General features: G+C 49.1%; 23 protein-coding genes and 1 pseudogene. 7 read left to right on the top strand and 17 right to left on the bottom strand.

Annotated elements, in window-relative coordinates; genetic code table 11:
• Positions 1-10 precede the first annotated feature (10 nt).
• Positions 11-988: an aldo/keto reductase gene (locus ABID47_RS09270; protein ID WP_354496095.1), complete on the top strand. Its 978-nt coding sequence runs from the start codon at positions 11-13 to the stop codon at positions 986-988.
• 180 nt (positions 989-1168) lie between these two features.
• Here ABID47_RS09270 and ABID47_RS09265 read toward each other — a convergent pair whose 3' ends face one another.
• On the bottom strand, positions 1169-2314 hold the full coding sequence (locus ABID47_RS09265) for an epoxide hydrolase family protein (protein ID WP_354496093.1): 1146 nt from the start codon (positions 2312-2314) through the stop codon (positions 1169-1171).
• Between the two features lie 267 nt (positions 2315-2581).
• Positions 2582-3199 (bottom strand): TetR family transcriptional regulator, encoded by a 618-nt coding sequence (locus ABID47_RS09260; RefSeq protein WP_354496092.1) that lies wholly within the window; start codon positions 3197-3199, stop codon positions 2582-2584.
• Between the two features lie 242 nt (positions 3200-3441).
• Between ABID47_RS09260 and ABID47_RS09255 the strand changes: the two genes are divergently transcribed.
• Entirely contained in the window at positions 3442-4698 is a 1257-nt protein-coding gene (locus ABID47_RS09255; protein ID WP_354496090.1) for a cytochrome P450 family protein, read from the top strand.
• Positions 4699-4889: 191 nt separating this feature from the next.
• Here ABID47_RS09255 and gdhA read toward each other — a convergent pair whose 3' ends face one another.
• The 5 genes from gdhA to ABID47_RS09230 all read right to left on the bottom strand — a co-directional run bounded on the left by gdhA (position 4890) and on the right by ABID47_RS09230 (position 9546).
• Complete coding sequence (gene gdhA, locus ABID47_RS09250; protein ID WP_435530616.1) at positions 4890-6254, bottom strand: NADP-specific glutamate dehydrogenase; 1365 nt, start codon at positions 6252-6254, stop codon at positions 4890-4892.
• 150 nt (positions 6255-6404) lie between these two features.
• Complete coding sequence (locus tag ABID47_RS09245) at positions 6405-7388, bottom strand: diaminopimelate dehydrogenase (RefSeq protein ID WP_354496086.1); 984 nt, start codon at positions 7386-7388, stop codon at positions 6405-6407.
• Positions 7389-7519: 131 nt separating this feature from the next.
• Positions 7520-8236 (bottom strand): SDR family oxidoreductase, encoded by a 717-nt coding sequence (locus ABID47_RS09240; RefSeq protein ID WP_435530615.1) that lies wholly within the window; start codon positions 8234-8236, stop codon positions 7520-7522.
• Between the two features lie 51 nt (positions 8237-8287).
• Positions 8288-8842: an NAD(P)H-dependent oxidoreductase gene (locus ABID47_RS09235; RefSeq protein ID WP_354496082.1), complete on the bottom strand. Its 555-nt coding sequence runs from the start codon at positions 8840-8842 to the stop codon at positions 8288-8290.
• A 125-nt stretch (positions 8843-8967) separates the two neighbouring features.
• On the bottom strand, positions 8968-9546 hold the full coding sequence (locus tag ABID47_RS09230) for a TetR/AcrR family transcriptional regulator (RefSeq protein WP_354496080.1): 579 nt from the start codon (positions 9544-9546) through the stop codon (positions 8968-8970).
• A gap of 249 nt (positions 9547-9795) precedes the next feature.
• On the opposite strand from ABID47_RS09230, the gene ABID47_RS09225 reads away from it, so the two are divergent.
• Positions 9796-10938 carry a glycosyl hydrolase family 8 gene (locus ABID47_RS09225; protein WP_354496078.1) on the top strand — a complete coding sequence of 381 codons (1143 nt, stop codon included), beginning with the start codon at positions 9796-9798 and terminating at the stop codon, positions 10936-10938.
• Positions 10939-11185: 247 nt separating this feature from the next.
• Complete coding sequence (locus ABID47_RS09220; RefSeq protein WP_354496076.1) at positions 11186-11683, top strand: MarR family winged helix-turn-helix transcriptional regulator; 498 nt, start codon at positions 11186-11188, stop codon at positions 11681-11683.
• Positions 11684-11769: 86 nt separating this feature from the next.
• Here the strand turns inward: ABID47_RS09220 and lpdA are convergent, their stop codons facing one another.
• Positions 11770-13158, bottom strand: a complete 1389-nt coding sequence (lpdA, locus tag ABID47_RS09215; protein WP_354496074.1) for a dihydrolipoyl dehydrogenase — start codon at positions 13156-13158, stop codon at positions 11770-11772.
• Between the two features lie 185 nt (positions 13159-13343).
• Between lpdA and ABID47_RS09210 the strand changes: the two genes are divergently transcribed.
• Positions 13344-13922 (top strand): TetR/AcrR family transcriptional regulator, encoded by a 579-nt coding sequence (locus ABID47_RS09210; protein ID WP_354496073.1) that lies wholly within the window; start codon positions 13344-13346, stop codon positions 13920-13922.
• A 192-nt stretch (positions 13923-14114) separates the two neighbouring features.
• Entirely contained in the window at positions 14115-14561 is a 447-nt protein-coding gene (locus ABID47_RS09205) for a GNAT family N-acetyltransferase (protein ID WP_354496071.1), read from the top strand.
• Between the two features lie 105 nt (positions 14562-14666).
• Here the strand turns inward: ABID47_RS09205 and ABID47_RS09200 are convergent, their stop codons facing one another.
• Entirely contained in the window at positions 14667-15752 is a 1086-nt protein-coding gene (locus ABID47_RS09200; RefSeq protein WP_354497275.1) for a Gfo/Idh/MocA family protein, read from the bottom strand.
• A 49-nt stretch (positions 15753-15801) separates the two neighbouring features.
• Positions 15802-16986, bottom strand: a complete 1185-nt coding sequence (locus ABID47_RS09195; RefSeq protein WP_354496069.1) for a Gfo/Idh/MocA family protein — start codon at positions 16984-16986, stop codon at positions 15802-15804.
• A 165-nt stretch (positions 16987-17151) separates the two neighbouring features.
• Between ABID47_RS09195 and ABID47_RS09190 the strand changes: the two genes are divergently transcribed.
• Positions 17152-18030 carry an AraC family transcriptional regulator gene (locus ABID47_RS09190; RefSeq protein WP_354496067.1) on the top strand — a complete coding sequence of 293 codons (879 nt, stop codon included), beginning with the start codon at positions 17152-17154 and terminating at the stop codon, positions 18028-18030.
• A gap of 359 nt (positions 18031-18389) precedes the next feature.
• Here the strand turns inward: ABID47_RS09190 and ABID47_RS09185 are convergent, their stop codons facing one another.
• From ABID47_RS09185 to ABID47_RS33580, 7 genes and pseudogenes are all read right to left on the bottom strand, one after another.
• The gene (locus ABID47_RS09185; protein ID WP_354496065.1) at positions 18390-18833 is read right to left on the bottom strand and encodes a VOC family protein; all 444 of its coding nucleotides are present in this window, start codon (positions 18831-18833) and stop codon (positions 18390-18392) included.
• Between the two features lie 363 nt (positions 18834-19196).
• The gene (locus ABID47_RS09180) at positions 19197-20903 is read right to left on the bottom strand and encodes an extracellular solute-binding protein (RefSeq protein ID WP_354496063.1); all 1707 of its coding nucleotides are present in this window, start codon (positions 20901-20903) and stop codon (positions 19197-19199) included.
• Positions 20904-20980: 77 nt separating this feature from the next.
• Positions 20981-21865, bottom strand: coding sequence for a carbohydrate ABC transporter permease (locus ABID47_RS09175; protein ID WP_354496061.1), 885 nt, complete (start codon positions 21863-21865; stop codon positions 20981-20983).
• Positions 21866-21893: 28 nt separating this feature from the next.
• Positions 21894-22784, bottom strand: coding sequence for an ABC transporter permease (locus tag ABID47_RS09170; RefSeq protein WP_354496059.1), 891 nt, complete (start codon positions 22782-22784; stop codon positions 21894-21896).
• A 305-nt stretch (positions 22785-23089) separates the two neighbouring features.
• Complete coding sequence (locus ABID47_RS09165) at positions 23090-24148, bottom strand: response regulator transcription factor (RefSeq protein ID WP_354496057.1); 1059 nt, start codon at positions 24146-24148, stop codon at positions 23090-23092.
• Positions 24149-24175: 27 nt separating this feature from the next.
• A complete protein-coding gene (locus ABID47_RS09160) occupies positions 24176-25957 on the bottom strand; it encodes a sensor histidine kinase (protein ID WP_354496055.1) in 1782 nt (593 codons plus the stop codon).
• A gap of 417 nt (positions 25958-26374) precedes the next feature.
• Positions 26375-26449 (bottom strand): annotated as a pseudogene (locus ABID47_RS33580) (peptide ABC transporter ATP-binding protein); the annotation flags it as partial.
• Between the last annotated feature and the right edge of the window lie 70 nt (positions 26450-26519).

Here is a 26519-nt window from a genome sequence, read left to right as displayed (position 1 = left end):
AAATTGAAACGTGAAGTATACCTATTTGGGAAAAACAGGATTAAAGGTCAGTCGTCTCTGCCTCGGTACGATGAATTTTGGTCCAAGCACCGAGGAGAAGGAAGCCTTCAAGATTATGGATGCAGCCCTCGACGCAGGTGTCAATTTCTTCGATACGGCCAACGTCTACGGCGGTAATGAGCACCGCGGATGGACCGAGGAAATCATCGGCCGCTGGTTCGCCCAAGGCGGCGGAAGACGGGAAAAAGTCGTGCTCGCCACGAAAGTATACGGCAACATGGAACATCCTATCGTGGATCCCAATGAGCAAGGGGGACTTTCCGCGTACAAGATCCGCCGCCACCTGGAAGGCTCACTCCGCAGGCTGCAGACGGACCATATCGAGCTCTATCAAATGCACCATGTGGACCGGAACGTGTCCTGGGATGAGCTCTGGAACGCTTTCCAAACTCATCAGAACCAGGGAAAAATCGGATACGTCGGCGCCAGCAACTTTGCCGGCCGCGACCTGGTGAAGGCGCAGTACGAAGCGGAGAAGCGCGGACTGCTCGGCCTGGTGTCCGAGCAGCACAAATACAGCCTGCTCTGCCGGCTGCCGGAGCTTGAAGTGCTCCCTGCCGCGGAAGAGCATGGCATCGGTGTCATCGCCTGGAGCCCGCTGGACGGAGGCGTGCTTGGCGGCAACCTGAACCCGAAGGAAGGATCGCGGACTGCGCGCCAGACCGAGCGGCTTGAGAAGCTGCGCCCGCAGCTGGAGCAGTTCTCGAAGCTGTGCAAGGAGCTGGGCGAGTCCGAAGCGACGGTAGCGCTCGCCTGGACGCTCGTGCATCCGGCGATGACGGCCCCGATCATCGGACCGCGGACGTTGGAGCAGTTTGAGCAAACGCTCCGGGTTGTAGAGCTTGAGCTTAGCGAAGACGTGCTGGCGCGCCTGGACGAAATTTTCCCGGGTCCCGGCGGAGAAGCCCCTCGGGCTTACGCTTGGTAACCCGCAGTAAAAGAAAGCAAGCCTGATCGAACTCATCCTGTTCGATGAGCTGATGGCCTTCCGGACATGTTCCGAGTGCTAAAAATCACGCCAGTCTGACAAGAAAAATCCTATATGCTCTTATGCCTTCAATAGAGAACACACCTTGAAGCTTCAAGGTGTGTTCTTGCTGTTTATTGATTAGTCTCTGAACTGCCGGAAGAAGGAACGCAGATCTTCGGCAAGCCGATCCGGTACCTCCATGGCGGCGAAATGGCCGGCCCGGTCGAACTCCGACCAATGCACGACGGTGTACTGGCGCTCGGCAATCCGGCGGACCGGCTGAACCAGATCGTACGGGAGCACTGCGACACCTATGGGAGCCGGGCAAGGAATCGGCTGGCCTTTAAGCTGCGCGTTTTCATAGTACAGCCGCGCGGCGGAACCTGCGGTGCCCGTCAGCCAGTATACCATCACATTGGTCAGCAGCTGGTCGGCCGTGACCGGGTACCGGGAATCCGTCCAATCGGCAAATTTATCCGCAATCCAGGCCAATTGGCCGATCGGCGAGTCGTTCAGGGCGTAGGCCAGCGTCATCGGCCGCGAACCCTGGATGCCCATATGCCCCGCCGGCTGGGCAAGGTAGGCTTTCATTTTGGCGATTCTGCGCGTCTCCTCTTCAGTAGGAGCGTCCGGCCCCTCCTTCGGCATCCAGGGCAAATAGTTGAGATGCACGGCGCAGGCATGCTCCGGATCCACGGCTGCCAGCGTCCGGGAAATATTCGATCCCCAATCGCCGCCCTGCGCGCCGTACCGCTCGTAACCAAGCCGCTTCATCAATTCCGCCCAGGCACGCGCGATCCGCGGGACGTTCCAGCCGGTTTCCGTCGTCGGTCCGGAAAATCCGTATCCCGGCATGGACGGTATAACCACATGAAAGGCGTCCTCCGGATTTCCACCGTAAGCCTTGGGATCGGTTAGCGGGCCGATGATGTCCAGAAATTCGACGAAGGAGCCGGGCCAGCCGTGCGTAAGAATGAGCGGAAACGCGTCCGGTTCGGAAGAGCGGACATGCAGAAAATGAACGGAGGCTCCGTCAATGGTCGTCATGTACTGCGGATAGCGGTTGATCCGCTCCTCATGAGCACGCCAATCATAGCTATTTTGCCAATAATCCGTTAGTTCCCGGATGCCATCCAGTTCTGCACCGTATTTCCCTGCCGTCCCCGGAATTTCATCCGGCCAGCGGGTGCGGCTCAAACGCTCCTGCAGGTCATCGAGCGCTGTTTGAGGAACATCAATCCTGAACGGTCTTACCGAAGTGTCGAGCGTCAAATCCAAATTCATAACGATCTCCTCCTCTAAAATGGGGGCATGCCAGCACATATTGTTGAGTTATCAACTTAATTCCGATCATAAACGATTAACGTTGATTAGTCAACAATATGGTTGGAGGCCACTGACTGAATCCCGAATTGTTGCTTCAGTTCCTGTATATTTCCTATTTTCCCGGGTAAGCCCCTCGTACGGAAGACAGTTGGCCCCACTTTTCGGTTATATCAACAAAAAGATTCCGCAGGAGCCGCGGAATCTTTTCGCTTTAACTGTATGACCTCAACCCGGCATAGAAGAAAGCCGGTCCATATGGCGATGCAGCACATACACCAGATCCGCTTCGTCCCCCTGCTCCAGCCATTCCTCGATGGAGACGCGCAGAGCCGCCATATAGACGGCCACCAGAAACCGGACTTCATCACGGTCCGCCCCGGTTTCGAGCCTCGAGCACAGCGCATCGCAGAGAGCCGGCTCCGTCTCCATCAGCGTATACAAAAATAAGGACGCGATAGAGGGCGTCTGCCCGGCAATCCGGTACCGGAGCACAAGACCCGGGCGCTGATTCTCGTATTGGCTGGCCAGGTAACCAAAGACCGACTGCAGGGCGGCATGGGGTGATGCCGGAGGCTCCGCTTCCAGCAGGTATCGAATCCCATCCAGCTGCGTGCTGCGGATCGGTCCCGACAGCACTTCCTCCTTGGACGCATAATACCGGAAGAACGTGCGCGACGACATCGTGACCGCATCGGCAATGTCCTGAATCGAGGTCTGCTCATAGCCCTTCTGCTGAAAAAGCCTTAGCGCTGCTTCCTCAATCGCCGCCTGGGCCAGACGCTTCTTTCTCTCCCTTAAACCTGCCGGCGCTTCTATGGGATGTATGTTTTCTTTAGGATTCATCTCGAATTCTTCCTTCATTGACTTTTGTCACTCAGTGACATTATATTAAATTTAAGCGCAATCCACAATGCAAAATACGAACACAGCAGCGCGAAGACGTACGCCCAAGCCTTTCGGGACGGGCCATTTCATGATTCCACCTGTTATCACAGCTTATTTCTATCATTCGATCATCCCTAAAGACAGCTCCGTCCTGCTACGGCAAGGCCAAAATACTCTGCTTATGAAAGGATGGTTTGCTGATGAATCCGTCAGATCCCATTGCACCGGAAGCGCTGAATCTGTTCAGCGGTGCCAGCGGGGACAATCCGTTCCCTGTATTCGCCCAGATGAGAGAAATGAACGCCGTCATTCCGATCCCGTTTCCGATGGGCGGGCCGGATCGTCAAGCGTGGATGGTCACCCGGATGGAGGAAGCGATGCAGGTGCTCAAGGACCATGCCCATTTCACGGTGGACCCCGCTTCGATCGACGGGAATGAAGATTTCAGAAAGAGCTTGGCCGGCGGTTCGGATCCGTCCGCACCTCCCACCTTTTTCACCGGACACTCCATGCTCACGGTCGATGACCCGGACCACCGGCGGCTGCGGAGCCTCGTATCCAAGGCGTTCTCGCCGCGATACATGGAGAGCCTTCGTCCCCGCGTGCAGGAAATCGCCGACGAACTGCTGGACCAAGTCGAGGCGCAAGGCGAGATGGACCTCGTCAAAGACTACGCCTATCCGCTCCCGATCAACGTCATTTCCGAAATGCTGGGCGTTCCCCAGGAAGACCGGGAGCAGATACATACCTGGTCGGCCGCTCTCGCCCACGGGCTGGGACTGGGAAGACGCGAGCCGGGCGTTGAAGAGAATATGCGCGCCTTCGGTGAGTACACCGCCCGGCTGGTGGCTTCCAAACGGCGGCAGCCTGCGGACGACCTCATCAGCCAGCTGATCGCGATCGAAGAGGAAGGAGACCGGCTCTCGGAAACCGAGCTTGTGTCGATGATCACCCTGCTCATCTTTGCCGGCCACGAAACGACCTCGAACCTGATCGCCACCGGCAGCCTGATGCTGCTGGATCATCCGGAGCAGCTGGAGAATCTCAAGGCCGAGCCGAGCCTGGTGCCTTCCGCCGTTGAGGAGCTGCTGCGCTTCAACGGGCCGGCCACCATTGCCGGACCGCGCTTTGCCACGGAGGACATCGTGCTCGCCGGGCAGTCCATCCAGAAAGGCGATGCCGTGATCCCCGTGCTGAAATCGGCCAATCGGGACGAGCGCCAGTTCGACCAGTCCGAAGAGCTGGACATTACGCGCCAGATCAACCGGCATCTCGCCTTTGGCCACGGCATCCATATGTGCCTGGGAGCGCCGCTGGCCCGCATCGAAGGGGACATCGCCTTTACTACGCTGCTGAAGCGCATGCCGAACCTGCGGCTGAGCATTCCCCGGGATGAGGTCCCTTGGAACTTTACGCTCAGCTCCCAAGGGCTGGCTGCCCTGCCTGTGGCCTTTTAAATCCATATTCAGTAAAGCCCTTGGGATCCAAGGGCTTTTTCGTTTGCGGGATGAAGCCGTGGTACTCCGATTGGTTCGTAACGTATAAAAATAGAAAACCACGGATAAAGGAAGGGTATCCCATCCTTTATCCGTGGTTTTTATCGTGATATGAGTTCATTTCGGTTGGTTTACCAAGCTGCGGGGAGGACTTAGACGATCCCCTGAGCGATCATAGCGTCCGCTACTTTCCGGAATCCGGCAGCATTGGCGCCTACGACGAGATTGCCATGATATCCGTATTCATCGGCTGCCTGAACGCAGCTCGCATAAATATTTTTCATGATATCATTCAGCTTTGCGTCAACTTCTTCAAAGCTCCAGGACATTCTCATACTGTTTTGTGCCATTTCCAGCGCGGATACGGCCACACCGCCTGCGTTCGCTGCTTTGGCCGGTGCAAACAGGACATCGTTCTTCTGGAAAATTTCGATCGCCTGAAGGGTGGACGGCATGTTTGCGCCCTCTCCGATCGCCTTCACGCCATTCTTAACGAGCAGAGCGGCCGATTCCTCGTCGATTTCGTTTTGCGTGGCGCAAGGCAACGCGATATCGCATGGAACGGTCCAAATGTCACGGCAGCCCTCGACATAAACGGCATCCGGATGTTCATTGACGTACTCTTTAATCCGTTTCCGTTCTACTTCTTTCAGGCGCTGAACCGTATCGATGTCCAGTCCTTTTTCGTCATAGATATAGCCGTTGGAATCGCTGCACGCGACGACCGTAGCGCCGAGCTCTTTCGCTTTGCGCATCGCATAAATGGATACGTTTCCGGAACCGGATACGACGACTTTGCTTCCCTCAAAGGACAGATCGTTGTCTTTCAGCATTTCATCCACGAAATACACGCATCCGTAGCCGGTCGCTTCCGTACGCGCCAGACTTCCGCCGTATCCGATGCCCTTGCCTGTAAGCACGCCGGCTTCGTTGCCGCCCCGGATCCGCTTATACTGCCCGAACATGTACCCGATCTCCCGGGCTCCTACGCCGATGTCGCCGGCAGGGACGTCCGCATCGGGTCCGATATACTTATACAGCTCCGTCATGAAGCTTTGGGTAAACCGCATGATTTCACGGTCCGACTTGCCCTTTGGATCAAAATCGGAGCCGCCCTTGCCTCCGCCGATCGGCTGGCCGGTCAATGCGTTTTTCAAGATTTGCTCAAAACCCAAAAACTTGATGATGCTTGCATTGACGGAAGGATGGAACCGGAGTCCTCCCTTATATGGACCGAGTGCACTGTTGAATTGTACCCGAAATCCCCGGTTGACCTGAATCTTGTTGTTATCGTCCACCCAAGGCACGCGGAATGTGATGAGACGCTCGGGTTCGACCATGCGTTCTAAAATGCCTTCTTCCATGTACTCCGGATGTTTTGCAAGAACAGGTACCAGCGAGTCAAAAATTTCCTTAACGGCCTGGTGGAACTCATCCTCGGAAGGATTCCGGGAAACGACTAAATTGTACACATCGTTAACATACTTTTCGGCTGTATTTAAACCCTTCGTATCCATTACACTATTCATAACCCAACCCCTTTTGCACAATACGCACATTTTTTTGCACTATAACGCTTTGCTTCACTAAATTCTAATGCAGGTTTAGGGGTTTTTTCCAATAAAAAATATTTTTTTAGTCGATTAAATGCATTTATCGGTGCAAAATTACAGCAATTGCTGGCGCAGCTCCGCATCGCTTTTCGCGGATAGATAACCGAGCGGGATATCAAATACCGTTTTGGCGCCAACGGCTCCTTCTTTGGCCAACCGGACGGCCGCTCTGGCATAAGCGGTCAATACGCTTGCGGTAAATTCCGGGTTGCTCTCCAGTTTCAGGCTGAATTCGACGATTTGCTTCGTTCCTTGGCCGTTCACTCCGCTCCGGATCACAAATCCGCCGTGCGGCATGCCGCTGTGCTCGGATTTCAGCTCTTCTTCCGTAATGAAATGAACCGTTGTGTCATAGTCTGCAAAATAGTTAGGCATGTCCACGATCGTCTTTTCAATCTCGGCACGGTCCGCACCCTCTTCAGCAACGACATAGCAAATCCGTTCATGCTTCTCGCGGGTTGCCAGTTCCGGCGTTTCGCCGCTGCGGATTTGTTCGATGACGCTTTCTACCGGTACGGTATACTGCACTCCTGCTTTGACGCCCGGAACGCGGCGGATGGCATCCGAGTGGCCCTGGCTGACGCCTTTACCCCAGAATGTGTATTCCTTGCCCTGCGGGAGAATCGACTCAGCGAGCAGTCTGTTCATGGAGAACAAGCCCGGATCCCAGCCGGTCGAAATGACGCTGACGGTTTGTCCGTTTTTAGCCGCTGCATCCACGCTTGCAAAAAACTCAGGAATCTTGGCATGCGTATCAAAGCTGTCCACCGTGTTAAACAGGGCGGCAATGGCCGGTGTTTGCTCGGGAAGATCGGTTGCGGATCCTCCGCACAGAATCATGACATCGATCGATCCTTTATATTGTTCCACCGTCGATACATGCTCAAATTTGACGCCCGCTTCAGCAGGCATCTGCGACGGATCACGCCGTGTGAATACCGCCACCAATTCCATATCTTCGTTCTGCGCGATGGATGCCTGGACGCCTCGTCCAAGGTTACCATAGCCTACAATTCCAATTCTGATTTTCGATGCCATTTTATGTCCCTCCACTTATTCTGATTATCCTTTTGATTATATGACATGAGATGTCATATGCAAAGCAAAAATACGAAAGAACGAGAAAAAGCCCTTGATCTCCAAGGGCTTTTGCCGATATATAGAAGTATTTACCACGGAAGCTTGTCATCCATGTAGAAAAATCCGCCGGTCGGGCCGTCCTCAGGTATCGTTGCCAGCCGAACAGCCGTCACCGCGCCTTCTTCGGCCGTCAGTTCGGCCTTGTCACCGCCCATGCGGGTCTTAACCAACCCCGGATGCACCGCGTTTACTTTCAGGTTCGTCCCGCTGGTCTTTTGCGCCCAATAGGCCGTCAGCATATTCAGCGCCGCTTTCGAGGCCGAATAGGCCGGAGTCGCAATACGCTGCGCCAGCTCGTTCGTCAGGATGAATTGAATCGAGCCGAGCGCGCTGCTTTGGTTCACGATCCGCCCCGCCTCACTCTTCAGCAGCAATGGCAGCAGTGCCTCCGTAATAAAATAAGGCGCAAACGTGTTCACTTCAAACGTATCTCTGAAAGCGTCCCCTTCATATCCGGGCTTTTCCAACGAAACGCCTGCATTGTTGACCAGGATATCGAGCCGGCCGTATTCCGTTTCAATCCACTTCGCAAGCTCCGCGATATGGGCTTCATCCGTAACCTCCAGTTGAACGCCAACCGCTTCGATCCCCTGCTGACGCAGCTCCGACGTCGCCTGATCTGCCGCTTCTTTCGTCCGGGCTGCTGTTAATACCGTAATCCCCTGCTGCCCCAATTGTTTGGCCACCTCAAATCCGATTCCTTTGCTGGCTCCCGTCACAAGTGCAATTTTACTGTTGTTCATCATCATTTCCTCCCTGTTATTGTTTTGACGAAAATGGTCATTGTTATGAAATGGTCAATAGACTTCAAGTGCTTCGTATCGTACGGGCTGCGCCTCAACCAAGTGCTTGACATACGCGGCCTGGCTGTCGGCGATCTCCTCATCCGTCACATGATGCGCGTTATGCAGTGCAAAGGGCGGAAGATAGCGGGCGCTAACATAGTTGGCCAGCGCTTCCACCGGCTTTGCGATATCCCTGATTGTAAACAGGTTGTATCCTCCCGGTTGGTACGAAGCCGCGGTGCCTGAAGTCGATATGGCAATACCGATTTCTTTCCCCTTCAACCGGTCCCCTCCAGGACCGAAAGCCCAGCCGTATGTGAGAACCTCATCAAACCACTGTTTGAGGAGCGGCGGCGTGCTGTACCAGTACAGCGGGTATTGAAAAATAAGGCGGTCATGGTTCTCCAGCAGAGTTTGCTCCCGTGCGACGTCGATCTTTTTGTCCGGATAGGCTTCATACAGCAGGTGTACGGTCGTCTCTGCTTGCTTTTGTGCCGCTTCGGTCCAGGCTCGGTTGATCCGGGAGGCCTGTAAATCGGGATGTGCAGCAATAATTAACGTCTTCATAATGATCGTCTCCTTTTTTGGGAATGATTGTTCTATTAACAATGCGTCATGCTATGCTCATTAAAAAGTTTTAGCACGGTCATTTTGAGAACGATCATTCTATAATGATTAAAAAAAATATGTTTTTATTTTTTGACGAAGCGTATCGATACGTCTGCGATCCGTTCCAGTTTTTCTTGGGGAATGGACGTCCGTTTCATCACTCGAATTCCCACCAGAGCGTTATGAAGGTACTCCGCCAATTCTTCCGCTTCGTATTCCCTTGTAAACTCTCCGTTCTGCTGCCCCCAAAACACGATTTCCCTCACCAGCTGCTCGGCTTTGGCAAATGCCTCCGTCGCCTTTGCGTCCACTTCTTCATCACGGATCCCCAGTTCCACGGCCGAGTTCACGACCATGCAGCCTGGCGGCACGTCTTCATCCCCGTAGATCATGTATTGGAAAACAAACTTCAGTGCTTGTTCGGCCGTTTCCGACTGCTTAACCCCTGCGGACATTCTGGCGTTGAACCGTTCCCCAAAGCGGTCGATCGCTTTCAGGAACAACGTATGCTTATCGGTGAACGTATCATACAGGCTTCTGCGGTGAATGCCCATATGCTCGACAAGGTCGTTCATGGATGTCTTCTCGTATCCCTGTTCCCAGAACAGCTTCATCGCTTTCTCGAGAACGGCGCTTTCCTCAAATTCTTTGCTTCTGGCCACCCCGTACACCTCCTTCCGTTATATTATTATTTCGGGAAACAGTATTGCCTATTTTGAGAATGCACATTCTACTTCGGACGCTGTGAACCGTCTTCTTTACGAATTGAGCATAACATATTGGGAACGATCGGTAAAGTATTATTTTTATGCATCGGAACACGAACACCTATAATTTGAAGGGTAAACGCTTTAATTTTTAGAGTGCCCCTTATGGTACGATAAGCTTAAACTAACAGCTGGAGGTTGATTATGGCTCTAACGATGCAAGGAGCGTTTTATACCGGCCAATATCGGAATGTATTCCTGGAAGCGGGTTATTCGCAAGAGGAGATCGACGCCAGGCTTGACCAGGCGTGGAACGACCTGTTTGACGGTGCACCTGAGGTTCGGATCTACTTTCCTCTTGGCGAGGATAAAGGTTATGTTCTGGATACAGGCAACTCGGACGTCCGCACCGAAGGCATGTCATACGGCATGATGATGGCCGTTCAGATGGATAAGAAAGACATCTTCGACCTGCTCTGGAATTTTTCCAAATCGTATATGCAGCATAAGGAAGGACGCTACAAGGATTATTTCGCCTGGCACTGCAAGCCGGACGGCACCCGCCTGTCTCCTGGACCCGCTCCTGACGGGGAGGAATACTACGCAATGGCCCTGTTCTTTGCTTCAAGCCGGTGGGGCGACGGACTGCCGCCGTACGATTACTCCGTGCAGGCGAGGACGATTCTTCGCGCTTGCGTCCATAAAGGCCGGGACCAGGAAGGAGATCCGATGTGGGACCCTGCAACCAAGCTGATTAAGTTCATCCCGGAGTCTCCCTTCAGCGATCCATCCTATCACCTTCCCCATTTCTATGAGCTGTTCGCCGAGCGTGTCGACGAACGGGATCGGACTTTCTGGAAAGAAGCTGCCGTCGCCAGCCGGGCTTATCTGCATCTGGCCTGTCACCCCGAAACAGGACTGTCTCCGGAGTATGCGAATTATGACGGCACGCCGGCTGAACCGCAGCCCCATGGCGATTACCGCCATTTCTTCAGCGATGCGTACCGGGTGGCGGCCAACATTGCCCTCGACTGGGAATGGTTCCGCCAGGATCCATGGCAGGTCGGGCAGTCCAACCGGATTCAGCGGTTTTTCCGGGAGATCGAGCCTTCCGAATACCGAAGATACCGCATCGACGGGAGCCCTTTCGAAGAGCCGGCCTTGCACCCCATCGGGCTGTTGGCCACCAACGCGATGGCATCGCTGGCCGCCGACGGTGAAGATGCGCTCCCCTTTGTTCACAAGTTCTGGAGCACACCGCTTAGAACCGGTATTCGCCGATATTATGACAACTGCCTTTATTTCTTTAGCCTCCTCGCGCTAAGCGGAAAATATCGCATCTATTAAACGTGCATAGAAGAAAACCAGAAAACCCTTATTAACAAGGGTTTTCTTTCTGCTTAATTGCAGGTCCTCCGCTGGTGATCTTTAATCCTCCTTCACATTGCGTGTAACCGTCCTTTTCGTGGATTGGGTCGAAATAGACGCCATAATGTGACTATGTAGAGTAAATAAGTCTTGATCCACAAATCATCTTAATATAATGTTTATCTTAACGAGAAAAGACATAAGTCGCATACGCGGAGGAATCAAGATGTCAAAAGAAAAGGACCGCGTGTCACCTGAACTCGCTTCCTTACAGCAGGAAATGGTGCACGAGCTGCGCCAGAACAGCACCCGTGCCGTGATGTTCCATCAGCTCATTTCGGAACGATTGGGTTTGAACGCCACCGACCACAAATGCCTGGATTACTTGAATCAAGCCGGACCTGTCACGGCCGGCCAGCTGGCCCAGTTAACCGGGCTTACAACCGGTGCTGTGACCAGCGTCATCGACCGGCTCGAACAAGCGGGTTATGTCATCCGGGATAAGGATCCGAACGATCGCAGACGTGTCGTCGTCAAACCGGTGCCGGAAGGCTCGGCATCCATCTCTCCAATGTTCCAATCGATTATGCAGTCGACGCTCCAGATCATCTCGCAGTATACGGAGCAGGAACTGCAGCTGATTTTGAACTTCATCCGGCAGTGCAATGAGATGACTTTAACCGAGATGAACAAGATGAAGAACGAGAAAGACAGGATGAGCTGAGTATGAATCACCGTCATGAAAGCCGTTTGCTCAAGCAAATGGCTTTTCTTTTTGGGCAAAAGCCCGCATTTACTTTGCAATTCACATTATTTAGCAATTCTCATTTTTCTCACCGCGTTCTCGGCGGCCTCCATTATGACTTCCCCTAACGTAGGATGGGGATGAATCGTCATCGCCAGATCCTCTACGGTCGCTCCCATCTCTATCGCCAAGGCCAGCTCCGATATGAGGGTTGACGCCTCTATGCCTACGATTTGCGCTCCTTTGACGATCCCCGACGCTTGATCCGCAATGATTTTCACAAATCCTGGCTCTTCTTTCAGCGCCAAGGCTCTGCCATTAATACTAAAGGAGGATTTGCCCACGATGACCGGGATACCTTGCTCCTTGCATGCTGTCTCTGTCAGACCAACGCTGGCCAATTCAGGTTCGGAAAACACAACAAGCGGAATGGCTCTGTAATCCACGATAGAAGGTTTGCCGGCGATAGCTTCTGCCGCGACTTTAGCTTCGTAGGAAGCTTTATGGGCCAGAGCCGGACCTTCTGTAATATCACCGATCGCAAATATATGCGGAACTGCCGTTCTGCACTGAGCGTCCGTTTCGATCAGCCCCCTGCCTGTTGTCTGCAAGCCGACGTTCTCGAGCCCTAATCCGCCGTCCGTATTCGGTCTTCTTCCGACAGTCACCAGCGCATATTCTGCTCTAACAGTACGCTGCTCATCTTGACACACATAGCGGAGTGTCAGCCCGCCCGCATCCTGTTCTGCATGGACGGCTATAGCGTCCGTAATGATAGTTACACCGTCTTCGTTTAACTGCCGTACAACCGGAGCCACAAGGTCCGCTTCGAATCCGGGCAGCACCTGTCCTCCTCCCTCCAGAATCGTAACTTTGGTTCCGAATTTGGCATACATTTGTCCCAGTTCAACGCCGATATAACCGCCGCCGATCACGACCAGGCTCGATGGAATTTGGGAAAGGGACAACGCTTCCGTGGAAGACATAATACGTCCGCCGTAGGGCAAAGCCGCAAGCTCAATTGGACGAGAACCGGTTGCTAAGATGGCGTGTTTAAAAGAAATCCTAAGTTCGGCTCCCGCTTGTTGAATGGAAGCGGTGTGCTCGTCAATCAAGCGGGCCTCTCCTTCAAGAACCGAAACTCCGGCCGTCTTTAACAAATATTGAACTCCACCGGCTTGCTTATTTACGACGGCTTGTTTAAAGCCCTGAGCATCCTCAAAGGAAGCAGCAGCAGCAACTGTGTGATTCCATTGCTTACGCTGCTTGAAGCGATGCGCTTCCCCAATCAACGCTTTGGAAGGAATGCAGCCTATGTTGGTGCACACTCCACCGATCCGGCCGCGCTCAACGACAGCCGTTGTCATTCCAAGCTGTGCTGACCGAAGCGCCGCCACATAACCTCCTGGACCCGATCCTATTACCAGGGTGTCTACCGATTTAAGGTCATTCATAACTTTCCACCTCCGAAATAAAATATGATGAACATAATATATTATAGTCATCATATTTTAAAACAGTCAATATCATCTGCTCATTTGCCGCAAAACCAACCGACTGGACCGAGTGAAATTGACAGGCTTTATTATGATGACTATAATATTTTAAAATGCGTATTTTGCCAGTAGGAGTGATTGCTTTGCCTTATCCGGAAGGTCACAAATTAAAGGTTCGCGGCCGTATTATTGACAGTGCAGCCAAAGCCATTCGAGCCAGCGGAGTACAGGGCATCAGCGTTCCCTTTATTATGAAAGGTGCCGGTCTGACGCACGGAGGGTTCTATTCACATTTTGACAATAAAGAGCAATTGGTCGCTGAAACCTGCCGCTTTGCGATCAGCGAGACCATTGCCCTGCTGCAGAAGGCGGCGGACCAGGAAAAGGAAGCACCCAAGATCCACGCGGTCATTCATTATTATTTGAGTCCGCAGCATCGCGACCAAACCGAGGTGGGGTGCATTCTTCCCGCCCTTTCCGCTGAAGTATCCCGGATGTCCGAAGAGGTGCGCCAAGTCTTTACCGAGGAGCTTCAGCGCATGATTGATTTTATCTCCGACCTGGCAGAAGTCGATCCATTGACTGGCCAAGCTTTGCTGAGTCTTATGGTCGGCACGATTGTACTGGCGCGTTCCGTTAGAGATGCCGAGCTGAGTGACAGTCTATTATCGACAGGCAGGCAGCATGCCAAAGATCTTATCAAGACAAGCGCACAGAGCTAAAATTGAGATTGAGATGGTCACAGCCTTTTTTTCATGAGACCAATATGATTTTCAAGCCCCGTTATTCGGGGCTTTTTTGCTCCTCGTGGGTGTTTTCAACCGCAGAGATTTATTTTTATTGCATTTACAACATAATTCATCCTATAATTTGAATAACGATCATTGAATACATCATGAAAGGGACGAAAACGATTGAAAACCCAAAGAATTAATCTGCCTGAAGAGTTAGAGGCTGCATTTTCTATCCGGAGGAACGTATTTGTTGAGGAACAGGGCGTGCCGCTGAATGATGAATTCGACGAGTTTGATACTTTGGGTGGACCATGTGAGCACATCATCGCCTATTATGATGAGCAGCCCGTCGGGACGGGAAGGATACGAATTCATGAAGAATCCGGAAAGCTGGAGCGGATTTGCATCCTGCAGCCTTACCGCAAATTCGGAATCGGAAGAAGGATCATTGCATCGTTAGAAGAAATCGCTAAAGACAAAGGGGTACAGCAGGTTAAATTGCACGGGCAAAGTCAGGCGGAAGGGTTCTATAAGAAACTTGGGTATCGAACTTCTTCGGAGGAATTTATGGAAGATGGCATACCTCATATCCTCATGGTCAAACAACTGACAAATCAACCTAAATAACGAATAAGGGAGGGTTGTATGATACATACGAGGCCCTCCCCAGCTTATTTTTAACAGATGCATGTTAAGCAGCTGCTCCATGACCTTCATGACATACTCATGCAGTCAGCTGCCGCTTCGGGTCACGTCCAGCGCCATTTCCTGCGCTTTCAAGCACAGCTCAGCCGCCATAAAGGCATGCTCCTGCGTCATGGCATTTTCGGTCCGGTTCAGACAGTCAAGAATGAGTTCTCCAAAGAACGGATATCCGACCTGTCCGTCAACATGAAAATGGTATTCCCCTTCCTGATTGACCAGGTAGACATGATTGCCGGTCCGGTCGCGGGCGATATCGATATATTTTCTCAGCTCAATATAACCTTCGGTTCCCAATATCAGGGTGCGTCCGTCTCCCCATGAACCTAAGCCGTCCGGCGTAAACCAGTCCACCCGGAAATATTGCGTGGCCCCGTTGTCCCCTAGCAGGGTGGCATCGCCAAAATCCTCAAGCTCCGGATACTCAGGGTTATTGTAGTTTGCCACTTTACTGTGCAGCACCTCCGCTTGTTTACAACCCGCATAAAAAAGAAACTGCTCGACCTGGTGGCTGCCAATATCGCATAGAATTCCACCATATTGCTTCTTTTGAAAAAACCACTCCGGCCGGGACGAAGCGTTTAACCGATGCGGTCCGAATCCCGTCACCTGCAGCACCCGCCCGATCGCGCCCTGCTCAATGAGCTGCCCGGCATAAACCGCCGATTCGACATGCAGCCTTTCACTGTAATAAACCATATACTTTCTTCCGGTTTCACGCACTTTGGCGCGGGCCGACTCCAGCTGCTCAAGTGTGGTAAAGGGAGCTTTATCCGTAAAATAATCTTTGCCTGCGTCCATCACCCGAAGCCCCAGCGCACAGCGTTCCGAAGTGACGGCTGCTCCTGCAACAAGCTGAACCTGCGGATCTGCCAGAACCTCTTCCTCGGACTCAGCAATCGTTACTTGGGGATAGGTTCGTGCGAATGCTTCCGCTTTGGCCCGGTCACGGTCATAAACCCACTTTAATGTAGCGCCTGCCTCGATCAGTCCGTTGACCATTCCATAGATGTGCCCATGATCGAGCGCTACCGCGGCAATCACAAATTCACCCGGCCCGACTACTGGATTCGGTTTTCCTTTCGGGGCATAATTCATTCCGTCGTTCTTCTGCATCTCCTTCATCCCTTTCATGCTTAAGGTTCTCCATCCCGATGATCGGGATTTACTGTTCGCCTGACGTTTGTCCATTCGTTACGCCGCCGTAACGGCTTCCTGTCGTTATTTTCAGATCTGCAAAATTTTCAACGCTGCTGCCCTTTTCATAAAAATGAGGTGCATTCTTCATCAGACCTTCCCGCGTATAAAAAGGATCGTCCTGCTGCAGGGGAAGTTTGACCTTTTCTCCGGTGCTTGCGGATTTGTAAATACTCATAATGAGTTCCAACGTATTCCGCCCGCTGATTCCGTCAATCATGACCGGCGCCCCCGTCTCGATGGCATTCAGCACATTATCGATCTGTGCCGTATGGCCTTCGTATGGCAGATCCGGCAGCTCGCTGTAGTATTGCTGGATTTTCTCCTCGAAAGAGGGTTCCCGCTCCGGAAAGCCGTTCGGCAGTGACCTGGAAGCCGTGACCCGCCACGGCGCCGAGATCCGGGCATGCTCACCCTGGAAAATAAACTGCTGTTCTTCACCATGATGAACGACGGAGCTTGTAATTTGTCCCAAGCTGCCATTCGGATATTTCAAAATCGCGATGGACAGATCCTCCACTTCCGCATTGTTATGCGCGACGTTGCTCATATAAGCCTGGAGCTCGCTGGGCTGACCCAGCATCCAGAGCAAGGCGTCGATATGATGAACCGCATGATTCAGCGTCGGACCGCCTCCCTCCTTCTCCCACGTGCCGCGCCACCATAAATCGTAATAGCAATGGCCCCGCCACCAGAACGAATCCACCTGGGCATGAAGAATTTTGCCGGCCAATCCGCTGTCCACAACATGCTTCAGCTTCATAATCGGATTTCTGAAGCGATTTTGGGCAATGACGGATAATACTTTCCCGTTTTGTTCCGCGGCTTTGATCATGGCATCGCATTCCTCAAGAGAAGAGGCCATGGGCTTTTCCACGATCACATGACTGCCTGCATTCAGAAAATCAATGGTGACCGGCGCATGTTCGAACGGAGGCATACAAATGGAAACCAGATCGATCTCCTGATCAAGCAGTTCCTTATAATCCTTGACGATGACAGCGTCCAAACCGTATTGCTCCCGCTTGGCTTCGGCCTTCTCGGGATAAAGATCGCATAACGCAACAATTTGGCAACGGTCCTTCAGCCGCAGATAACCTTCGATATGAGCGGACGAAATCGCCCCGGTCCCTATAATCGCAACCTTGATCATCCCTTTAACCTCCCCTGAGCTTTCTTCATTGGTATATAAGGATATTAACTGAAGCTGCGAGAACATTGTGCTTCGCTGTGGGGGAAAAAATAACACTGGGTTGCGGTTCTGCGATAGAATAGATTCGAAAGCGAGTACATACGGGGGAAGAAGGAGGCAGCAGCCATGTCTTTTGTAGCGGGTAACTATAGCGAGGTGCCCCTGCATTTTGCCTATAAACGAAAAAGCGTCAACTATGAGCATAAGGAAACCTTTCATTCCCACCTTGGGGTGGAAATCTTGTTGATCCATCAAGGGAAAGGGACGATGATCGTCAATAACATCCGCTACGACATCAAACCGGGCATGCTCTGCATTTTTCAGCCTTATCAGCTTCATCATCTCAAGCTCGAATACGACGAAGGCCAATGTTTCGAACGTTCCCTTGTGACCTTTGAACCGACGATGTTTGAGTCTTATTTTGAAAAATGGCCTTCGCTTCATACCTTTTATCGATTCATGTATTTAGGAGAACTCCCTGTTCCGTGCTTGTATGATACCGGGGATGAGCTTCACATCTTGGACGCTGTCTACAAAAGCTTGGATGATCAATTACCGATGCTTTCAGAGGCAGAAAGATATGAGGAATTTTCTTTATTTCTCGTCATGCTGTATCGTTCGATCCAACACGTATGGGATCAGCGGACGGAAGCCGGACTGCCGAAACCTGCCCTTCGCCAAAATCATCAGGTGGAGCACATATTGACATGGATCGAGGCCAACTATACGTTACCGTTTCGGCTGGACGACATGGCCAAGTCGCTGCATTTATCTCCCTATCATGTATCGCATCTCTTCAAAGAGGCGACAGGCATCAGCATCTCCGAATACATCATGGCCCGCCGGGTCCATCAATCCGTTCTGCTGTTAACGACCACCAAAAAACCAATCTCGCTCATTGCTGAGGAGATTGGTTTAGCAAACAGCTCTTATTTTTGTAAATTGTTCAAACAGCGCATGGGCACTACGCCGCACCAGTATCGGAAGAAGTGGGCCAGGGCTTAATATTAAAAAACAAAAAACCTTGATTTGGTGTTAACCCTGTCAAACTGGACAAACAAATAACCCTATTGAAACAAATGAAGTATTATTATGAATTGATTAGTTTCTCAACAATTTGAGCCCCATATGAAATGAGGCATTTTTCTATTCTATAACAGATTAGCGTTCGCGTCCCTAAAATGCCATCGATTAGTCCAATGACCCTAAAGAGCCGCTGTTAAATCTTTACTACAAAAAGGATTGCACTAACATTAGGGAATTCAAAACACAGTTAAAAAAAGGTGCCATTGGATAAGCTAGCATGGCTGATCGAGCTGCTTGAGAATAAAAGGGTTAGGGAAGAAGGAGCATTATCTTAGTTATTAAACCGTCCCGTCCTTCGCTTTGTTTCCAGGGGTATAGATTTGGATCGTTATGCCAAATCGGTCAGTCACGATACCTAAAGCGGGGCTGAAGTACACTTCTTGCAACGGCATCACCACTTGGCCGCCATCCAGGAGAGCATTAAAGAAGCGGGCAGATGTTTCGGTATCGGGGGTTGTGATGCAGATCTGCAGGCGATCGCCGGTCTGATTCGGCCTGTCCGAAATTGTATCCGCAACAAATAATTCCGCTTCTCCGATTTTTAGAACAGCGTGTGCTACCCAATCCTTTGAGTGTGACGGCAGTGGGTGCGACTGATCCTCAGGCCCTTCTCCGAAGGTTTCCATGAATACAACTTTGGCCTCCAGCGCGGATTCATAGAATCGAATTGCTTCCCTGGCATTTCCGTTCAGCATGATAAAAGGTGTAATTTGAAACGTCACGATATAACAACTCCTTCTTGTTTAGTTTAGCTCGGACTGTTATGCCGGGCTCAAGTTCTATTGTATTCCTTATTAGTGACATACCTTGTCATAAACTATGTGGTCGTCAAACTGAGTGAGTTGTGGAGATTGTATGAAGCGGACAAACGCATTCAAGGATCAATCCGAAAACACTAAGGCGTACGCCCTTCAGCTAAAGGGCAGTCAGGTGGAATAGATGTTTACTCAATGATCTCCCCATCCCCCTGCAAAATGACATATACATATTTTCACAATTTCATCTTGGCTATTGACCCATATAATCCTGCTCAGAAATGAAAAAGACACGGAAACACATCTCCCGTGTCTAAGCGATTCGAGACTCTATTGGCTCATTTCTGCCACTTCACTTAAAATCTTTTCCCCGCCCTGTTTATTCCACTTGTCTACAAACTCATCAAAAGACTCGATTGGAGCACTACCCATTACGATTTTGGCAAAGGTTTCTTTCTCGAGTTTCTGCAGATTCGCCCATCTCGAAGTCATGGTGTTTGTCTGACCATAGTAAAGGCTGTACACTTCCTTAATATTTGTATCTGTAGCCAGTGGTCGACCGCCAACCATAATAGAGACGAGTCGCGGAAGATTGGATGCGATAAGATCGCCTCCGCCATCCAGATCCCAGTTGTTAATCGAGTAATCATCCAACGGCTCTTTTTTCAGCTTCTTGATTGCGTTCATGTCATCCTTCAAAAGCTTATGCGAACTGAAATCGACAGCATTCATGTCTATTTCGCCTTTTACATACTTGCTGAGCATATCATGGGATACTTCAATTTCATTCAGATTGTCAAATACGGTAAACAGCGGATATGCGCCTCCTGTGCCGGGATTTTTACCCAGACCGTTTTCCACCCATTTCGGTTCATCCCGAATCAGGAGATTAATGATTTTTAGAGCTGCTTCCGGATATTTGAAATTTTTATTTACAACCAAAAATTGACTGGCTGGAGCCGACATATGGGCATAGAAATTACCGTCATCCGCCTGTGGATAGGCATAAGCCTGCCAATCCTGGGGAGGGTTCTTTTTATACGCATCGGCGATCGTGTATCCTGTCCACCAAGGTCCAAAGAAAATACCGGCTTTTCCGTCAAGAATCAGTGGTAGGCTGTCATCCCGTACCAGGAGTTCCTTATCGATCAAACCTTCCTTATACATTTCGGCCAGCGTTTGCAGAGCTTGCTTGGTCTCCGGTTGTGTCGAACCGTAAACTACGTTTCCGCTGCCATCCTTCAGCCAATACGACGGGAACGATTTGTGGGCAGCAAAAATCGGATCCAGTCCATACAGGTTTCCGTCTGTGCCGCTGAGGACACCGGACTTGGACGGACCGACGATGCCAATAGTATCCTTCTTTCCATTACCGTCAGGATCTTGTTCGATAAAGGCTTTAGCAACCGCTTTCAACTCATCAAGATTTTTAGGCGCTTGAAGCCCCAGCTTGTCCAGCCAGTCCTGACGTATCCACATTTCATTCATACCTGATGCTTTAGGTGAAGGAGCCGGAATAGCCATCATTTTCCCGTCAGATTCAACTAATTGTTTCAACGTATCCCCACCGCTATTGTAGAAATTTTTCAGCATATCACTGCCTGAGGTATTAAATACATCTGTCAAATCCGCAAGCTGATCGTATTTCTGCATCGTTTTGAACTGTGTCAAATTCACGATCGCAGCATCCGGAAGATTATTCGAAGAAATGGCCAAACTGATTTTCTGGTCCCAATCGGACGGTGAGCTGACCCAATCGTACTTCACATCAATATTGAACTGCTTTTTGATTTCATCAATAAATTCATTATTTTCGATCGACTTACCGTCATCAAACTTTGAATTCGGATCAAGCGTACGAACAAGGTGAATGGTCACCGGTTCACTATACTTTCCAAACGGGTCCGGAGATGAGGAAGGTGATGTTACTGTTACATCGTTCCCTTGGTCTTCTGTGGGTGTGCCGCTACATGCTGCCATACTTGTCATAACGATTGTCAATAGCAAACCCAAAACTAGCATTCTTGTCACTTTCATTGCAGTTCCCCCTTATTGTGTAATAGTCCAATCACTATAATTCAATTGCACAGAGGTACAATTAAAATCAGTGCATGTCATTCTTTCACCGAACCGAGCGTAATGCCGGTGATAAAAAACTTTTGCAAGAATGGATAAATGATCAGAACTGGAACCATCGCGATAAATATTTTCGCTGCGTTTAAGGATTTGTTATTCAGTTGTGAGGACAGTTTAATCTGTTCCGTATCCATATTAGATAAATTGAGACTCACCACCAACTGCTGAATGTAAGTCTGTAACGGATAATTCGACTGCTTCGTGCTCAAAACCAAGCCTTGAAAGAATTCGTTCCAGTAGCCTACGACCGTGAACAGCGTAATGGTTGCAATGACTGGCGCCGAAACCGGAACATAAATTTGCAGAAATGTACGCCAGGGGCCAGCCCCGTCCACATAAGCAGCTTCCTCCAATGCGGATGGTACATTTCTGAAAAAGTTGATGACCAGAATGACACTGAATATCGGTAAGCCGCCGGCAAGCACTAATCCCCAAATTGAATCGATTAAACCATAACTGCGGATGGTAAGGTACCAAGGTATGGTTCCGCCGTTGAAAAGCATACAAAATATGAGCACCCACATATAAACATTCCGGTGAGGTAATTGCCTTGATGTTCTTGACAAAGGAAATGCCATCATCAAGACTGCCCCGAGAGTCACGATTGTGCCAAGCACAACTCTTTTCACAGATACCCAAAAGGACATGAAAAACGCCGCTTCAGAAACGATTTTTTGATAAGACAGCAAATTAAATCCCACTGGCCAGAACGTAACCGCACCCGCATTAACTGCCGACTTTTCACTAAGCGAAATCATCAGGATGTACCACAGAGGCGTCAGACACAATAATGTAATTAACATCAGAAAGCCTGCATTTAGACCGTTGAACATTCTGGCCCCTAAAGATTTGTGTTCAATCAAAATGCCACGTCCATTCCGTTATAAATTGTTAAAATATCTTATATCCCGTAAATTTATTTGCTAATACGTAACTGAATACGATTAGAATAAAACTGACAACCGATTTCAAGAGTCCAACCGCAGTAGCAAGGCTGAATTGCAAGTCGATCAGACCTGCCCTGTAAACCCATGTATCAATAATATCCCCGGTGGAATAAACCAATGGATTGTACAAGTTATATATTTGGTCAAATCCCGCATTCAGTACATTTCCTAAAGAAAGGATGATCAAAAGTATAATTGTGGTTCTAATGCCGGGAAGCGTAATATGTATTAGCCTTTTAAACCGGCCTGCGCCATCAATGGCTGCTGCTTCATGCAGAGACGGATCAATGGCCGTGAGGGCTGCAAGATAAATGACCGCATTATATCCGAAGCCTTTCCATATATCCGATCCAATGACCAACGGTCTGAACAAATCCGGACGCCCGAAGAATACAATCGGGTCAACGCCGAATATCCCAAGAAAATTGTTTACAGGACCCGTTGTGCCAAAAATGTTGAGCACGATACTCCCGAGAATAACCCAGGATAAAAAGTAAGGAAGATATACGATCGTCTGAATCGGTCTAACCAGTTTTTTTATCGTAAGTTCATGAAGTAACAACGCAAATATCAAAGGAAAAATAATGTTTCCGATTAATTTGCCTACCGCAATGATAATCGTATTGATAAATACCTGGTGGATATCATCCATACTGAACATGTAGCTGAAATTTTCCAGTCCGATCCATGGAGATTTCATTATCCCTAACGTCGGGTTATAATCCTGGAAAGCCATCACGATGCCAAACATCGGGACGATACTGAATAAAATCAGCCAAATATAACCGGGCGCCATCATGATCCAGTAATGCTTCAAATTCTTTTTGCTGTACATGCTACCGATTTTCCCCTTCCCGTACTTCAAATGTCATTTTGAAAGAAGTTGGTGATAAAGCGCATTCATAAATCCTTTGATTTCGCTTACCAACTAACTATAGCATCGATAAAATTTTGCAAGTATAGAGAGATATCCACGAAAAAGCGGTGTTTTATCACATGCACCCGAGTACTTTTTTGCTTATAGCACTATCATTTTACATTTACAGAACAATACACATCATGTTTAATTTTCGTCTCTAGACACAAAAAAGGCTGCTACGGTGCTAACTTTGAGTTAGTCTCGCAACAACCTCCCGCGGCCTATTTTATTCCGTTTCGTTTTCTGTATTCACCGGGTGTCATTCCCGTAAAATCGCTGAATACCCGGATAAAATAGTTAACATCCTCATAGCCGATTTTCTGTGCAATATCCGATACCAGACTTTCGGTCTCGACTAATAACATTTGAGCAGCCCGAACCCGCTCCTGGCGGACAAACTCATTAAATGCCATTCCGGTATATTTTTTAAAATTGACGGAAAAATAACTCCTGCTTAGGTTAACGGTTTGGGCAACGTCCTCTACATGCATCTTCGTCCCCAAATGTTCCTTTGCATAAATGACCGCTTTCATAACACAAACCTGTATGTTACCGTATTTGGCCTCTTGTGAAGCTGTTTTGTACAGCCCCTCCCTGAAAGAAGTGATCCATTCAAAGAAGTCATCGAGATCTTTATATTCCTGTAATACTTTTTCGACAACACCGATATTTTCTTCAGCCACACTCGTTAAAGGAAGCAGCACCTGCGCAGCTCTCCACATGGGGATATGAAGGGCTTTCGTACGATTACATAGATGTTCAAAAGTCATGTCATCATACAACCAATACATCTGCTTCCATTTATCAACGAGATGCTCCCATTCATGTTCATTAAAATCCTGGGGATTACTGTCAGCTTCAGGCATCTTAATTTTTCTCTTCACGGTTCCTTCGACTTTTTTACTGATATCTCTAAGCAGTTCATTACAGTCAGCGCTTTCCATCTGCAATTTAGAAATATAATCGATGGCTCCCATTCGCAACGCACTCTGTACATAATGAAAGTCTTCGTGAAAGGTAAGCACGACAAAAAGTACCTCGGGATAAAGCGCTCTGCTTTTCTCCATCAAAGCAATACCGTTCATGACGGGCATTTCTAGATCTACAAATAATACGTCAACCGGTGATTTTTCTAAAAAAGACTTTTCTAAAAATTCCAGCGCTTTTTCACCATTCTGTGCCTCACCAACAACATGCATCCCATACTTTTCCCATTGCATCATTGAAATGATACCCTGCCGAGCCAGGCGGTCATCATCTACAATCAACACACGATACATAGCAGCTTTTTCTCCTCCTTCGCTGTCTCATTCTTGCCGGGGCGGCGCTATCGATTTCTCACGATCGATCGGTAACAGCAAGGTGACCTTCGTTCCCCGGGTGAACTCGCTTTCAATATTAATGATGGCTTCATTTCCATAGAATGATTCCAGCATGTAATGCACATACCGCAGACCAATGCCCGACATTTTTCTGTCACCATCCGAGGTTTTTAGCATCGTTTGTTTAATGCTGTTCAGTTCTTCAGTGGTGAGCCCCTTTCCGTTATCTTCCAACACAATGATTACAGCATTGCGTTCATCCGAGTGAGACACGCTAATGCTAAGGCATCCCTTATCCCCGAGACCATGATGAATCGCGTTTTCCGCTATCGGCTGTAGAATCATCCGTGCTGTGGGTGTTTCCAGATAGTCTCCTTCTTCCACCTTTAGATCCGTCTGAAAATCATAGCGCATTTTTTGTAAATGAAGATATGAGTGCAGCATTTTCAATTCCGTCCTTACCGTTGCTTGCTTATCGATTTTGCCGAGACTATAGGCCAGAATATAATTAAGCTCCGTTATAAAGGTTTGTATTTTAGTTTGTCCATCCATTTTGGCAAGCCAGTGTATGGAATGAAGAGCATTCATCAAAAAATGCGGATTGATTTCATGATATATTTTCTCGATTTCGAGCTTATGTTTTTCTTGAGACACTTGCTCGGCATCCAGCATAAGATTGTGAATTTGTTGTTTCATCGTATTAAACTGTCGAAACAGCTGATCAAATTCGATGACCCCGCTGTGAACCGAAACGGTATTCAAGTCACCTCTGCCCATTTTTCTCATCTCGCTCATAAATACGGTAAGCGGTGTATAAATTAAGCGGGACAAGACGAAGTAAGATGCGCCAAACAATAATAACGCTAACAACAAAATGCTTGTGACGTCTCGTATCCACGCGAACAGTTCACGATTATAGTCGGCACTGGGCAATAACAACACGTTGGCATATCCCATATCCGACGCGAGTCGAACGCCTACATACTCTCCGGATTTTCCAAATAGGCCGCTGCCTACCGTTTCCTCATCAGTCATCTGAAACTGTTCCCCGCTACCAAACGTGTCATCACTTGAGTACTGGATTCTATTGTCGGCATCCAGTTGCAGCAGAACATAATTCATACCTTGAGATTTGGAAAGGTTTTCGATTTGCTCTTTGGCCTCGAATCTGGACTCGATGTAAATGACAAGCTCCCTTCCGTCCCCGATATTGATTTTACGAAGCATCGATAAAACCTGATAATCCCCCAGGCCTTTGACATTCGATAGATGCAAGGAGTGAAAGTAAAAGTTCCCGTTTTGTTTTAGCACATGAAATCGTTGGGGTGCGTTCGTCGGCAAAAAATTATAAAAATAATATTTGCCTATTACCGGATCAAAATATGCTCTGCAAATGAGATCAGTATTCGCGAAAGTGATCTTAACCAAACTATCTAGAATCTGTTCTCCAGTCTGATATTTATCAAAATTTGAATTGGCCTGAAAATAATTATCCAACAAGGAGCCAACGTTACCCTCCGGCGACATCTGCTGGGAAATCTGGGTCATATTCATATACTTTTCCGTCGTTTTTTCAGTAATCTGCTGCAGGTCGACTACCATTGATGTCTTTAATTTATTCTTCTGTATGGAGTGGATTGTCTGATAAGAAATCAGCACTAATATCAGTAAAACGACAATGCTCTCGATTACTATTATGAAAACCAGTCGCTGTTTTAAGGTTTTGAACGCAAAGAACTTTGATGCAATTTTCACTTGATTCATCATCCTCATATCATTTCCCCCATCGAATCTTGAAGCACGATAAAACCATAACTTTAATCGTTCTGTACAGAATGACGCTAGTTGATGGCGTCATCTAAGAAAACGTTTGCACAGAGGCACAAAAAAGAAAAGATCCCATTCTAGTAAGCGCTTACGAACTTTGGGAAGCGAAATAGCTCGATCCTTGTCACTCGACTCATTATAAACTCAAATAATAAAAGCTCACAATAGATAATATACAACGAACTGTGTTCGAGTATAATGCTCCCATAGGTTGAAACACTTGAGAGGAATGTAGTACGGGAATAGATCTTATTTTATAACCAAAGTATGATTTCAGAAAAAATTGAACAACCGTTTCCCGGTGAAATACCGGGAAACGGTTGCTACTTAGATGATATGTAACCTCTAGATGCTTAGATCAAGGGCAGACGTGACCTCATCAAATATTAGTATGGACGGGTTTCTTAACAAAGCACGGGCAAGTGCAATTCTCGGCTGAAGACAATCCATACAAAAGGTTTCTCCTTTAATGTACGGTTCCAAATAACCACATTTTGTGGGA

The sequence above is a fragment of the Paenibacillus favisporus genome (assembly GCF_040545415.1).
GTDB lineage: Bacteria > Bacillota > Bacilli > Paenibacillales > Paenibacillaceae > Paenibacillus_AQ > Paenibacillus_AQ favisporus.
Note: the sequence above shows the minus strand (reverse complement) of the source record. Positions and strands in the feature narration are given on the sequence as shown.